The 13,017-nt window shown below is 66.7% G+C and carries 11 protein-coding genes, 2 tRNA genes and 1 pseudogene; 8 read left to right on the top strand and 6 right to left on the bottom strand.

The annotated features are described in order from the left end of the window. Positions 1 to 30: 30 nt before the first annotated feature. From ACOJB8_RS10875 to pncB, 5 genes and pseudogenes are all read right to left on the bottom strand, one after another. Positions 31 to 1,398 (bottom strand): annotated as a pseudogene (locus ACOJB8_RS10875) (DNA recombination protein RmuC); the annotation flags it as partial. A 167-nt stretch (positions 1,399 to 1,565) separates the two neighbouring features. After that, positions 1,566 to 2,555: a 2-hydroxyacid dehydrogenase gene (locus ACOJB8_RS10870; protein WP_069262588.1), complete on the bottom strand. Its 990-nt coding sequence runs from the start codon at positions 2,553 to 2,555 to the stop codon at positions 1,566 to 1,568. A gap of 105 nt (positions 2,556 to 2,660) precedes the next feature. Beyond that, positions 2,661 to 4,097, bottom strand: coding sequence for a sodium:proton antiporter (locus ACOJB8_RS10865; RefSeq protein ID WP_342945434.1), 1,437 nt, complete (start codon positions 4,095 to 4,097; stop codon positions 2,661 to 2,663). After that, entirely contained in the window at positions 4,087 to 4,749 is a 663-nt protein-coding gene (locus ACOJB8_RS10860; RefSeq protein WP_342945433.1) for a LutC/YkgG family protein, read from the bottom strand. Before ACOJB8_RS10860 ends, ACOJB8_RS10865 begins: the two co-directional genes overlap by 11 nt. 86 nt (positions 4,750 to 4,835) lie before the next feature. Continuing rightward, positions 4,836 to 6,047, bottom strand: coding sequence for a nicotinate phosphoribosyltransferase (pncB, locus tag ACOJB8_RS10855; protein WP_342945432.1), 1,212 nt, complete (start codon positions 6,045 to 6,047; stop codon positions 4,836 to 4,838). A 326-nt stretch (positions 6,048 to 6,373) separates the two neighbouring features. On the opposite strand from pncB, the gene fdxA reads away from it, so the two are divergent. The 8 genes from fdxA to ACOJB8_RS10815 all read left to right on the top strand — a co-directional run bounded on the left by fdxA (position 6,374) and on the right by ACOJB8_RS10815 (position 10,681). Continuing rightward, complete coding sequence (gene fdxA / locus ACOJB8_RS10850) at positions 6,374 to 6,697, top strand: ferredoxin FdxA (RefSeq protein ID WP_028206706.1); 324 nt, start codon at positions 6,374 to 6,376, stop codon at positions 6,695 to 6,697. A gap of 139 nt (positions 6,698 to 6,836) precedes the next feature. Next, a tRNA-Asn gene (locus ACOJB8_RS10845) sits at positions 6,837 to 6,912 on the top strand. A 79-nt stretch (positions 6,913 to 6,991) separates the two neighbouring features. Continuing rightward, a tRNA-Asn gene (locus ACOJB8_RS10840) sits at positions 6,992 to 7,067 on the top strand. A gap of 108 nt (positions 7,068 to 7,175) precedes the next feature. Then, entirely contained in the window at positions 7,176 to 7,667 is a 492-nt protein-coding gene (locus ACOJB8_RS10835; RefSeq protein WP_342945431.1) for a CreA family protein, read from the top strand. 28 nt (positions 7,668 to 7,695) lie between these two features. Next, positions 7,696 to 8,598: a helix-turn-helix transcriptional regulator gene (locus ACOJB8_RS10830; protein ID WP_342945430.1), complete on the top strand. Its 903-nt coding sequence runs from the start codon at positions 7,696 to 7,698 to the stop codon at positions 8,596 to 8,598. Positions 8,599 to 8,745: 147 nt separating this feature from the next. Continuing rightward, positions 8,746 to 9,465 carry an AzlC family ABC transporter permease gene (locus ACOJB8_RS10825; RefSeq protein ID WP_256094564.1) on the top strand — a complete coding sequence of 240 codons (720 nt, stop codon included), beginning with the start codon at positions 8,746 to 8,748 and terminating at the stop codon, positions 9,463 to 9,465. Then, entirely contained in the window at positions 9,462 to 9,785 is a 324-nt protein-coding gene (locus tag ACOJB8_RS10820) for an AzlD domain-containing protein (protein WP_069262594.1), read from the top strand. Before ACOJB8_RS10825 ends, ACOJB8_RS10820 begins: the two co-directional genes overlap by 4 nt. A 134-nt stretch (positions 9,786 to 9,919) precedes the next feature. Then, entirely contained in the window at positions 9,920 to 10,681 is a 762-nt protein-coding gene (locus tag ACOJB8_RS10815; RefSeq protein WP_254354957.1) for a DUF4088 family protein, read from the top strand. Between the two features lie 46 nt (positions 10,682 to 10,727). Here ACOJB8_RS10815 and ACOJB8_RS10810 read toward each other — a convergent pair whose 3' ends face one another. Then, positions 10,728 to 12,962, bottom strand: a complete 2,235-nt coding sequence (locus ACOJB8_RS10810; RefSeq protein ID WP_475012657.1) for an ATP-dependent helicase — start codon at positions 12,960 to 12,962, stop codon at positions 10,728 to 10,730. Positions 12,963 to 13,017 lie beyond the last annotated feature (55 nt).

Here is a 13,017-nt window from a genome sequence, read left to right as displayed (position 1 = left end):
GCCCGTTGTCTTTTGGCGCGCGGGTTGCGGTCACTCGTCGCCGAAGCCCGTTTCGCTTTCTGCGTCGCCGTTGCCGTTGCCGTTACGGAGCGCGTCGCCGAGAAGATTCGCGGCGGCCTCGCCCGGCAGCGCCTCGACGTCGCGCAGCTTGCGGTTCATCGCACGCGTGCGCACCTCCGCCGCCTCGATGGAACGCGTGACCGTTTCGAGCTGCGTCTTGGTGCGCGCGAGCACGTCGCCGAACTTGCCGAACTCCGTCTTCACCGCGCCCAGCACTTGCCACACCTCGCTCGAGCGGCGCTCGATCGCGAGCGTGCGAAAGCCCATCTGCAGGCTGTTGAGAAGTGCCGTGAGCGTGGTCGGACCCGCCACGCTCACGCGGTAGTCGCGCTGCAGGACATCGGTCAAGCCCGGGCGGCGCAGGATTTCGGCGTAAAGGCCTTCGGTCGGCAGGAACAGCAGCGCGAAATCGGTCGTGTGCGGAGGCGCGACGTACTTCTCGGCGATGGTGCGCGCCTCCGCGCGGATGCGCAGTTCGAGCGCGCGCCCGGCCTCCTCGATCGCGAGCACGTCCGCGCGCTCCTGCGCATCGATGAGACGCTCGTAGTCCTCGCGCGGGAATTTGGCGTCGATCGGCAGCCAGACCGGCTCGCCTTGTTCCGCGCCGCCCGCGCCGCGTCCGGGCAGGCGAATCGCGAATTCCACGCGCTCCGTGCTCTTCGGCACCGTCGCGACGTTCTTCGCGTACTGGTCGGGCGTGAGCATCTGTTCGAGCAGCGCTTCGAGCTGCACTTCGCCCCAGGTGCCGCGCGTCTTCACATTGGTGAGCACCTTCTTCAGGTCGCCCACGCCCGCGGCCAGCGTCTGCATCTCGCCAAGCCCGCGATGCACCTGCTCCAGCCGATCGGAAACGAGCTTGAACGACTCGCCAAGGCGCTGTTCGAGCGTGGCGTGCAGCTTCTCGTCGACCGTGCGGCGCATTTCCTCGAGCTTCGCCGCGTTGTTCGCTTCGATGTCCTTGAGGCGCTGTTCGAGCGTCGCGCGCACTTCGGCGAAGCGGCGGTCGTTGACTTCGGTGAGTTGCCCGAGCTGCTGCGTGAGCAGCGCGCCGAAGTGGCGCAGCGCGGCGCCCTGCTCGTCGCGCGCCTGCTGGGCTTGCTGATGCAGACTCTGGCGCACGGCATCGAGCTGCTGCGTATTGGCGGCGGTGAGTTTGGCGAGCTGCTGGGCGAAACCGTCTATCTGGCTGTTCTGCACGGTCGCGATGCTGCCGAGCTGCGCCGCCAGCGCCTGCTGCACCTGCGCGAAGCCGCCGCCGAACTCGCTGCGCGAGCTCTGCGCCGTGCGCGCGATCTCGTTGCGCAGCTCGCGCTCGATGCGCTCGGCCGCGCGCGCCTGCGTGTCGGTCGAGGCCGCGAGGCGGTCGCTCAGTTGATCGAGCGCGTCGAGCGTGGCTTCGGCATCGCCGTCGCCATGGCCTTGACGCGCGCGCAGCAGCGCCACGAGCGTCACGACGAATGCAATCGCCAGCGCGACGATCGCCAGCGACATGACTGCGAGCGGACTCATTTACGGGCTTGCCCCAGCACAGCGGGGTTGATCGGATTGGGCGGCTGGCCGGCGCGCGGTCCCTCGCCGAGCGCCGCGATGAGGTTGTCGGCGGCGAGGTTCGCCATCGCGCGGCGCGTGGCTTCGCTCGCACTCGCGATGTGCGGCGTGAGCACGACGTTCTCCACTTCAAGCAACGCCGGATGCACGCGCGGCTCGCCCTCGAACACGTCGAGGCCCGCCGCCGCGATCTGGCGCGTGCGCAGCGCGTGTGCGAGCGCCGCGTCGTCGACGATGCCGCCGCGCGCGATGTTGGTGAGCGTCGCCGTGGGTTTCATCAGCGCGAGTTCGGCTGCGCCGATCGTGTGATGGTTTTGCGCCGTATAGGGCAGCACGAGCACGACGTGGTCGGCCTGCCTGAGCAGGTCTTCCTTCGACAGATATTCGGCATTCAGCTCGCGCTCGATCTCAGCCGCGACGCGCGAACGGTTGTGATACACCACGCGCATGTCGAAGCCGCGCGCACGACGCGCGAGCGCCTGGCCGATACGGCCCATGCCGATCACGCCGAGCGTGGCGCCGAAAATGTCCGAACCGAGGAACGCGTCGAACGACCACTTGTCCCACTTGCCCGCGCGCAGGAAGTGCTCCGATTCCGTCACGCGGCGCGCGGCCGCCATCATCAGCGCCCAGCCGAAGTCGGCCGTGGTTTCGTTGAGCACGTCCGGCGTGTTGGTGCCGAGCACGTTGGCCGCGTTGAAGGCGGCCATGTCGAAGTTGTTGTAGCCCACGGCCATGTTCGACACCACGCGCAGGCGCGGCGCCGCGGCGAGCGTTGCGGCGCCGATCGGGTCGCCCGCGGTGAGCGCGCCGTCCTTGTCGGCGAGACGCTGGTGCAACGCCTCGGGCGAAAGCGCTTCGCCGTTGTTCCAGTCCACGTCGAAATACTGCTTGAGCCGATCGATCACGTCGGGAAAGATCGGGCGCGCCACGAGAATCTTTTGCATCGTTGCTCTCCACACTTCAGTCGATGTCCGTCATTGTTGCGCGTGACGGGGCGCTCAGGGAAGTCTCGCGCGCTTTTCGCAGTCCGGCTCGCTAGCGTCTTGCCGCTAGACGAAAAAGAGCCAGGTGGCCGCGAGAAACACCGGCGCGAGCAGCACGCCCGACCAGCCAAGATAGCCGAAGAAGCCCGGCATGCGCACGCCGCGCGACTGCGCGATCGCCTTCACCATGAAGTTCGGCGCGTTGCCGATATAGGTGAGTGCGCCCATCCACACTGCGCCTGCCGAGATCGCGGCGAGCGTTTTCGCGCCGCCGGACATGAGCGCGTTGGCGTCGCCACCCGCGAGATTGAAGAACACGAGGTAGGTGGGCGCGTTGTCGAGAAACGACGAGAGGAGCCCCGTCGCCCAGAAGTACATCGCTTCGTTGGGGCGGCCTGGCGCGTCGTTCACGAACCGGATCAGCGAGGCGAACGCGCCCGCCTCGCCTGCGCGCAGCATCGCGATGACCGGCGTGATCGTCACGAAAATGCCCGCGAAGAGTTTGGCCACCTCGACGATCGGCGCCCATTCGAAACCGTTGTCGGCGCGCGCTGCTTTCGACGTGAACACGAGCGAAATGAGTGCGAGCGCAACGAGTCCCGCATCGCGCACGAGATTCTGCAACTGCAGGTGCGCGCCCGCGACCTCGAAAACGATACCGGGACGCCACACGCCGCTCATCAGCACGAGCACGACGAGTAGCGCGAGCAACACGAAATTCGCCTTGCCGCCGATGGAGAGCGCGTCTGTGTCCGGCGTCGGGTCGAGCGCAGCGGCGTGCACTTCCCCGGCGCGGCGAAAGTACCAGCTATCGAGCGCGTAGAACACCACAAGCAGCACGCCGCACACGAACAGCATCGGCAGCGCGAGATGCTGCGCAGTCCAGAAGAATCCCACGCCGTTGAGAAAACCGAGGAACAGCGGCGGATCGCCGAGCGGCGTGAGCAGGCCGCCCGCATTCGCGACGAGAAAGATGAAGAACACGACCACGTGCACGTTGTGCCGGCGGTTGTCGTTCGCGCGCAGGAGCGGGCGGATCAGCAGCATCGCCGCGCCGGTCGTGCCCATCACGCTCGCGAGCACGGTGCCGAGCGCGAGGATCGCCGTGTTCATGCGCGGCGATCCGCGTAGATTCCCGTACACGCAGATGCCGCCCGCGATCGTATAGAGCGCGCCGAGCAGCACGATGAAGGGCAGATATTCGTCGACGACGGCGTGCACGAACAGCGGATACGCCACGCCGACACCATGCGTGGCCGCGAACGGCAGCAGGAACGCGAGCGCCCAGGCCGCCGAAACCTTGCCGAAGTGGTGATGCCAGAACGTGGCCGCGAACATCGGGAAGAACGCGATCGACAGCAGCATGCCGGCGAACGGTAGCGCCCACGCGGCGCCGAGCGATGCGCCGTCGAAGGCCGCCGCGTGTGCGCTCGTGCTGTAGAGCGTCAGCGCCGCGCAGAGCGTCCCCGCGCAAGCGCTTGCCGTGTTGCGCTTACGCGCCATGCACGACGATCACATGCACGCGATACGGCCCGTGTGCCCCAAGAATGATGGTCTGCTCGATGTCGCCGGTGCGCGAAGGCCCCGAAACGAAGTTGACCGCGCGCGGCAGCTCGCCGCGTTCGGCGCGCATGAGCGCGAAGGCGTCCTCGTGGCCCGCGACGATGCGCGAAGCGGGCACGACGGCGATGTGCGTTTCGGGCAGCAGCGCGCCCGAGGCCCACGTCTGGGGGCTGGAGAGCAGGACCAGCGTGCCGGTTTCAGCGGTGGCGCAAAAGCAGCCCGTGAGGCCGACGAGATCGCGATCTTCGGGCTTGCGGAATTGCACGGCGAGACCGGCGCCGGCCCAGTCGAGCGTGTCGAGCGTCTGCCACGCGACGGCCTGCATCGGCAGGCTGCGCTCAGCGAGATAGCGTTGCGCGGCGGCGGGCACGTCGGCGAGTTGCTGGACTTCGTCGACGGTGCTCGACATCTTGCGCGCCTCGCCGACGAAGCGCGCAACGAGATCGCCTTCCAGCGGCGGGCGCGGACCCTCGGGATGTAGCGCGAGGTAGTCGGCCACGGCTTCCCGCTCATCCGCCGCGGGCGTGGCCTCGCGTCCCTGCGCCGCGCGAATGCGCGCGAGTATGCTGCGGCGGGCGGCCGTCGTGTCCATGAACGTCCTCGTCAGATGAAGAAAGGCGACGCGCCGATTATACCGGGGCGTCGCCTGCGATCTGCGGGTCAAGCGTGCGGCGTTTTTCACACGCCTGGTTGCCCCCCGCACTCTTCCTCTACGGGCTGCTCGATGCCGAACACCTGGCGCAGATAGGCGAGATATGCCTTGTCGTCGCACATGTTCTTGCCCGGCGAATCGGAAAGCTTGGCGACGGGCTGGCCGTTGCAGCGGACCATCTTGATGACGATCTGCAGCGGCTGGTAACCCAGGTCGTTGGTGAGGTTCGTGCCCACGCCGAACGCGAGGCGGCAGCGGTCGCCGAAACGCTCGTACAGGCGCAGCACCTTCGGAATGTCGAGCGCGTCCGAGAAGATCATCGTCTTCGTGCGCGGATCGCAGCGATTGTCCTCGTAGTGCTTGAGCAGGCGCTCGCCCCACTCGAACGGATCCCCCGAGTCGTGCCGCGCGCCGTCGAAGAGCTTGCAGAAGTACATGTCGAAGTCGCGCAGAAACGCCTGCATGCCGTAGACGTCCGAGAGCGCGATGCCCAGGTCGCCGCGGTATTCCTTCGCCCACATCTCGAAGCCGAAGATCTGCGAGTCGCGCAGACGCGGCCCGAGCGCCTGGCACGCCTGCAGGTACTCATGCGCCATCGTGCCGAGCGGCGTGAGGTTGTGCTTCATCGCGTAGTAGACGTTGCTCGTGCCCGTGAACTGCTCGCCGAGATCGGCCTTGAGCGTGAGGATCACCTCCTCGTGCCAGCGCTTCGAGAAGCGGCGGCGCGTACCGTAGTCGGCGATCTTGCAGTCGGCGAATTCGGGCTTCGCGCCAAGTAGCTCGATCTTGTGGCGCAGGCGCTCGCGCCCCTCCTCGTACTGCGGATGATGCTGCGTGTTGCGGAAGTACACCTCGTTGACGATGGCGAGCACCGGGATCTCGAAGAGGATCGTGTGCAGCCACGGCCCCTGGATCGCGATGTCGATCTCGCCATTGGCCTTGGGCGACGGCGTGACCGAGATGTACTTTTCGTTGAGGTGAAAGAGCGCGAGAAAGTCGATGAAGTCGCTCTTGATGAAGCGCATCTTGCGCAGGTAGTCGAGCTCGGTCTCGGCGAAGCGCAGCCTGCACAGCTTCTGAATTTCGCTGCGGATCTCGTCGACGTAGGGCACGAGATCGACGTTCGGCGTGCGGCAGCGGAAGCGGTATTCCACATTGGCCGCGGGGAAATGATGCAGCACCACCTGCATCATGGTGAATTTGTAGAGATCGGTATCGAGCAGCGAAGTAATGATCATGATGGGCCAGCCGGACTGCAATCGGATAGCGCCCGCGAAGCGGGAACCGGACATGCTGCCGGGCAGATGCCCCGCAGCGGTTCCGGGCGGCAGGCGCCAGCGGTGCGTCCATGTTACCCGAATGCCCGCGCGCGCCACGTGCCCGGCGGCACGGCCCCTCGCGCGCAAGGGATAAAACGCTGCGGATCGCCCGGTCTTATAAACTAATCACGAAACGATCTAAGGACGGTCGCGGGCCTGTGGTTGGGGTAATTCCTCATCAGTTACAATAGCGCTTTTGGCGAACCGCCATCCCCCGATACAAAAAGCTTGCAGGAGCTGCCTGAATGACTCACGTTGTGACCGAGAGCTGCATCAAGTGCCGCTATACCGACTGCGTCGATGTGTGCCCGGTGGACTGCTTTCGCGAAGGTCCCAACTTCCTCGCGATCGACCCGGACGAGTGCATCGACTGCGCCGTGTGCGTTGCCGAGTGCCCGGTGAACGCCATCTACGCCGAGGAAGACGTGCCTGGCGACCAGCAATCGTTCATCGAGCTGAACGCCGACCTCGCGAAGGGCTGGCCGAGCATCACGAAGACCAAGGCCCCGCTGCCGGAAGCCGACGAATTCAAGGACGTGAAGGACAAGCTCGCGCTGCTCGCACGCTGATCGCTTGTTCGGGGTGTCTTCCCGCCGCCGTCGCTTACATGGACAGTCCCTCGCGCGGCGGATTGCCCTAAACAGATCGCGACAGGGTATTGACAGGCCCAGCCAGACCCCATAGAATCTCGTTCTCTGCTTTTGTTGATCCCCGATAGCTCAGTCGGTAGAGCGCCGGACTGTTAATCCGTAGGTCCCTGGTTCGAGCCCAGGTCGGGGAGCCAAGATTCGCAAAAGCCCGTTGGCGTTCACCACGCAAAACGGGCTTTTTTATGACGTAAAGTGTTGTCGCTGTACTGCTGGTCCCCGATAGCTCAGTCGGTAGAGCGCCGGACTGTTAATCCGTAGGTCCCTGGTTCGAGCCCAGGTCGGGGAGCCAAAATATCGAGGGGTTGCGTGGTTGCACGCAACCCCTTTTTCTTTTGCTGCGCGCGTGGCGCACGCTACCCTCCCCGATAATGTCGCTTCGTCATCTTCGGGAATCCGCATGAAATCCACCCGCCTCTGCGCTTGCCTCGCGCGCCCGCTGCTCGCCTGCGCGAGCCTCGTCGCCTGCGCCGCCGCCCACGCCGAACAGATCGGCAGTGTGAACACCAACTTCCGCGTGACCGGCTCGGACAAAGTCGTCGTCGAGGCCTACGACGATCCGCAGGTGCCAGGCGTGACCTGCTACGTCTCCCGCGCACGCACGGGCGGCGTGAAGGGCACGCTCGGCATTGCGGAAGATCCGACCGAGGCGTCGATCGCGTGCCGGCAGGTCGGGCCGATCTCGTTCGCAGGTCCGCTCAAACAGCAAGACGACGTCTTCAACGAGCGCATGTCGTTCCTCTTCAAGACGCTGCACGTCGTGCGCGTGGTCGACGCGAAGCGCAACGCGCTCGTGTATCTGACCTACAGCGACCGCGTGGTGAGCGGCAGCGCCAAGAACAGCGTCACGGCCGTGCCGGTGCCCGCGGGCACGACGATTCCGCTGCGCTAAACTGGGGATCCGTGCAGGATCCTTCACCATGACCGGTTCCCGTTTTCGAGACTCCGCCCGCTACTGGCGCACGCCGCTTCTGCCCGGCGCGGATCTCGTCACGGCCGAATACAACCAACATACGTTCGCGCCGCACTGGCACGAGGCCTACACGATCCCCGTGATCGAGGGCGGCGCGGAATGCTTTCGCTATCGCGGCACGCAGCATGTCGCCGCAACGGGCAGCGTGCCGGTGATCAATCCGGGGGAGCTGCATACGGGTTCACGCGCCGTCGAAGAAGGCTGGAGCTATCGGGTGATGTATGTGCCGATCGACTTCCTGCACGAGCTCGCCGGCGAAATCGCCGGGCGCACGCAGCCGCTGCCGTGGTTCGACGCCGAGGTGATCCACGATCTCGATCTCGCGCACCGGCTCTCGCGCGCCCACCGGCTGCTGGAAGCCGACGCGGACTGGCGGCGCGCCGCAGCCGTGCCCGAACCCGGCGCGAGCGCCAGCCCGGCATCGCCTTCGGCGCCTTGTGCCGATCTGCTCGCCGTGGAAGGCTCGCTGCTCGACGCACTCTCGACGCTGCTCACGCGCTACGGCCGCACGCGCGAGGCGGCGCTCAAACACGGCCCGAACGATCCCCGCGTGGAAACGATGAAGGCGCTCCTTGCCGCCGATCTCGCCACGCCGCTGCGCGTGGCCGATCTCGCCCAGGCGGTCGGCCTCTCGCCGTTTCACGCCGCGCGGCTCTTCACGCAGGCAACCGGGCTGCCGCCGCACGCCTGGCGCACCCAGTTGCGCCTGCAACGCGCCCTCGCCCCGCTGCGCGAAGGCGCTACGGTTGCCGAGGTCGCCGCCGCGAGCGGTTTCACCGACCAGAGCCATTTCACGCGACACTTTCGGCGCATGTTCGGCGTGCCGCCGGGGCGCTGGCAGTCGTCCTGAACGCGCCAACCCGCATCCGGCCGCAAGAACGTACAAGCCACGCGTAAGGCGGCCCGCTATGCTGTCCCCTTGTATCAGGAGGACAGTTTGACCACGCATCCCAACCGCCTTGCCGAATTCATCGCCGGCGCGCGCGACACGATCCCCATGATGATCGGCGCCGCGCCCTTCGGCGTGATCTTCGGCACGCTCGTCACCTCGGGCCCGCTTTCGCTCTGGCACGGCCAGTTCATGTCGCTCGCCGTGTTCGCCGGCTCCGCGCAATTCATCGCGCTCGGGCTGATCGCTTCGCACGCGAGCTTCGCGGTGATTTGGGCCACCACGTTCATCGTGAACCTGCGCCACGTGCTCTATAGCGCGACGCTCGCGCCCTATATCTCGCACCTGCCGCTGCGCTGGCGGCTCGTGCTCGGCAGCCTGCTCACCGATGAGGTCTTCGCCGTCGCGTGGGCGCATTTGCGCCGCCATCCGCCCGGCGACGACGTCTCGCCGTGGCATTTCCTCGGCTCGGGCCTCTCGATGTACCTGAACTGGCAACTCTGGACCGCGGCCGGCCTGCTGTTCGGCGCGGCGTTCCCGGGTCTGCAGTCGCTCGGCCTCGACTTCGCGATGGTCGCGACCTTCATCGCCATCGTCGTGCCACAGCTGGTTGCCTTGCGCTACCTCGCCGCCGCCGCGACTGCGGGCGCGCTCGCCTTTTTCTGGCAGGGCTGGCCGTACAAGCTCGGGCTGCTCGGCGCCGTGCTCGCGGGCGTGGTCGTGGGTGTCGTGCTCTCACGGCCAGGTTCGTCGCGCGGCGCCCGCGCCGGCAGCGAGTCCTCCCGCAAGTCCCCCAACGTCCAACGCACCGCAGGAGCCGGGCAATGAACTACGTCGTCCTGATTCTCGGCATGGCCCTGATCACCCTGGTCATTCGCACTGCGGTGTTCGTGCTCGGCGACCGGCTGGTATTCCCGCCGCTCGTGCGCACCGCGCTCGGCTTCGTGCCCGTCACCGTGCTCACGGCGATCATCGTGCCGATGGCGGTCTCGCCCCACGGTCAGGGCGCCGAGCTGACCTGGCGCAACCCGCAGCTCGTCGGCGCGCTCGCGGCGATCGTCGTCAGCGCGCTCACGAAGCGCCCGCTCCTCACCATCGCGATCGGGCTCGGCGTGTTCTTCCTCTGGCAAGGCGTTGTCCTGCGCTAGAGGCAAGCGTCGCCCCTTACGCTCAAGTTTCACCCCGGAGCGCCGTTAAACCCGTCAGGGCCTGCTCTGGCAGGCCACTGCTCGAACGGCGAGAGCACGCGAGAAGCGACAAGGATTACACCGGGGCAACCACAATGGGGCATATCACCCTTAACCTGAAGGACGAAACGCTTGCGTCGCTGCGCAAGGATTTCGACGCGTTCCTGCGCGTCTCGCTCAAACTCGACCCGCAATTCGCCACGCCGGAATTCGAGGACTACCTGCGCGCGAAGCTGCTCGACAACATGACGCCGCTCACGGAGCACGCCGTCCAGCGGCTCCTGCAAGGCGGCCAGTACGCGTGGGCCAAGCGCACGCTCGACAAGGAATTCCCCGAGGTCGTCTCGATCCTGATGCGTCAGGCAGGCGAATTCGGTTTCGGCTTCGCGTCGCGGCCCGAGTGGACGCCCGACGAACTCTCGAAGCAGTGCCGCGACTGGGCGGCGGCCATCGTGAGCGAAGCCCAGGGCGACGACACGCTGGTCGACCCGCTGGCTGCGCAGATCAAGTCGGGCGTGCAGGACATCCAGGCCCTCGAAGAGTCGATGCAGACGCCCGCGTGGCGCCTCACCGAGTCGTTGCGTCAGCGTGTGTACGAAGCGAAGATCGGCTGTGAACAGGCGAGCGGCAGCGCGGCGCGCGAGCGTCTGGGCGAGCTGCGCGGGCTGCTGAGGCTCGGCGTGACGCATGGCGTGTTCCAGAAGCAGGAAGCGCAACAAATCATGGAATATCTGCGCCTGCTCAAGCCCGAGATTTTCGTCGAGGAGCCCGACGATGTGTTCACGCGCCTCGCCGCGTGGATGCGCAACTTCTTCATGCCGCCGCAACGCAGCACGGCACGCGAGCAGCGGCGCTAAGCGCTGGCGCGCGCGCCTGAAAACGGCGCGCGCCCCGCTTTCCACCTCAATCCCACATCTTCCTGAGCTTCGCGGCGATCTCGACCTTCGCCTGCGCGGCGGCGGCGAGTCCGGCCGCGCTCGGCGCGCTCGCCACGGGCGCGGGCGGCCATGCGCGGGATTCGAACAGCGGCAGCATGGGCGTCGCGATGAAGCGCGTGCGCGAGGCCCACACGTGCCGGTCGCCCGACGCCACCTGGTTGTGCACATAAAAGCGCTGCGGCACGACGATGTGCAGATCCTCCTTCGCGCGCGTCATCGCCACATAGAGCAGCCGCCGCTCCTCCTCCAGCTCCTCGTCGCTGCCCGCGCCGAGATCGGACGGAATGCAGCCGTCCACGCCGTTGAGCACGAACACGTTGCGCCACTCCTGACCTTTCGCCGAATGGATCGTCGAAAGGATCAGGTAGTCTTCGTCGAGCAGCGGATCGGCCGATTCGGCGCTCGTCGCGTCGGGCGGATCGAGCGTGAGTTCGGTGAGAAAGCGCTCGCGCGAGGCGTAGGTGCTCGCAATGCTCTCCATCTGCAGCAAGTCGGCGAGACGCACCTGGGCGTCTTCGTGATTGCGCTCGAGATGCGGCTCGTACCAGCGCCGCACGCGCTCGAACTCGGCCGGCCACGGCGTCGAGCGCATCGAGAGGCTGTCGATGAGCGACGCAAACGCGGGCCAGTCCTCGGCCGCGCGCGGCGGCGGCGCGAAAGCCGCGAGCGCCTCGGCGGCGCGATATGCGCCCGTGCACGCTGACACCTGGTCGAGCAGGCGCGCGGCGTTGGCGGGCCCGACGCCAGGCAGCAACTGCGTCACGCGAAACCCGGCTACACGGTCGAGCGGATTCTCGGCCCAGCGCAGCACCGCCAGCACGTCTTTCACGTGCGCGGCGTCGAGAAAACGCAGTCCGCCGAACTTCACGAACGGGATATTGCGTCGCGCCAGTTCGATTTCGAGCGTCGCGCTGTGGTGCGCCGCGCGAAACAGCACGGCCTGTTGCTTGAGCTTCATGCCCGCTTCACGCGCCTCGAGAATCTGCTCGACGACGTAGCGCGCCTGGGTGGCCTCGTCGGCCACCGTGACGAGGCGCGGGCGCTGCTGCGAGGGGCGTTCGGTCCACAGGTTCTTGGTGAAGCGCTCGGCGGCGGCGTCGATCACGGCGTTCGAGGCGGCGAGGATCGGCGCCGTCGAACGGTAATTGCGTTCGAGCGTCACCTGACGCGCGGGCGGGTCGAACTGCGCCGGGAAGTCGAGAATGTTGCGCACGGTCGCGCCGCGAAACGAATAGATCGCCTGGGCGTCGTCGCCGACCACGGTGAGGCCGCGGCCATCGGGCTTGAGCGCGAGCAGGATCGAGGCCTGCAGGCGGTTGGTGTCCTGGTATTCGTCGACGAGGATGTGATCGAAGCGGCCCGCGAGATCGGCGGCGATGGCCGGCTCCGCGGCCATGTGGGCCCAGTAGAGCAGCAGGTCGTCGTAGTCGAGCACGTTCTGCTTCTGCTTGGCGTCCACGTACGAGGCGAACAGCGCACGTAGCTGCGGCTCCCACTCGAGGCACCACGAGAACGAACGGTTGAGTACATTGGCGAGCGAGTCGCCCGTATTGACCGCGCGCGAATAGATCGCGAGGCAAGTCGATTTCGAGGGGAAGCGCTTTTCTTTGGCCGAGAAACCCAGCTCGTGGCGCACCAGATTCATAAGATCCGCGGAATCCTCGCGGTCGTTGATCGTGAACGCCGGCGACAGGCCGATGTGATCCGCGTACTCGCGCAACAACCGCGCGCCCACGCCGTGAAAGGTGCCCGCCCAACTGAGCCCTTGCGCGAGCACGGCGGCCGCGCCTGGAGCGCTGGCAGCGATACGCGCCACGCGCCGCGTCATTTCCTGCGCGGCGCGCCGCGAGAACGTGAGCAGCAGGATGCGGTGCGGGTCGGCGCCACCCGCGATCAGATGCGCGACGCGGTGCGCGAGCGTATTCGTCTTGCCCGACCCGGCGCCCGCGATCACGAGCAGCGGGCCCGGCAGCGCGGAACCCGGCGCGTAGCCCGCTTCGCCGCCGTGTTCGACGGCCTCGCGCTGCGCATCGTTGAGTTTCGCGAGCCACGCGCCAACGGCATTGGCTGCTTCGGCGCGCGCCTGGCTGGCATCGGAGACGGAGGAATCGGCAACGGAAACGGTGGACACGGCGGGCGCTGGGACGATGAACGTGGCGAATCGGGAAGGAGCGATGCATACTGTATATCCATACACCATGCGTCCGCAAGCGCCTGATTCCACGGCGATCTGGCGGGATTTAACGACAACGCCA

The sequence above is a fragment of the Paraburkholderia sp. BR10141 genome, assembly GCF_056155635.1.
The sequence above is the reverse complement of the archived record's forward strand: the minus strand, read 5'-3'. Positions and strand labels throughout refer to the sequence as shown.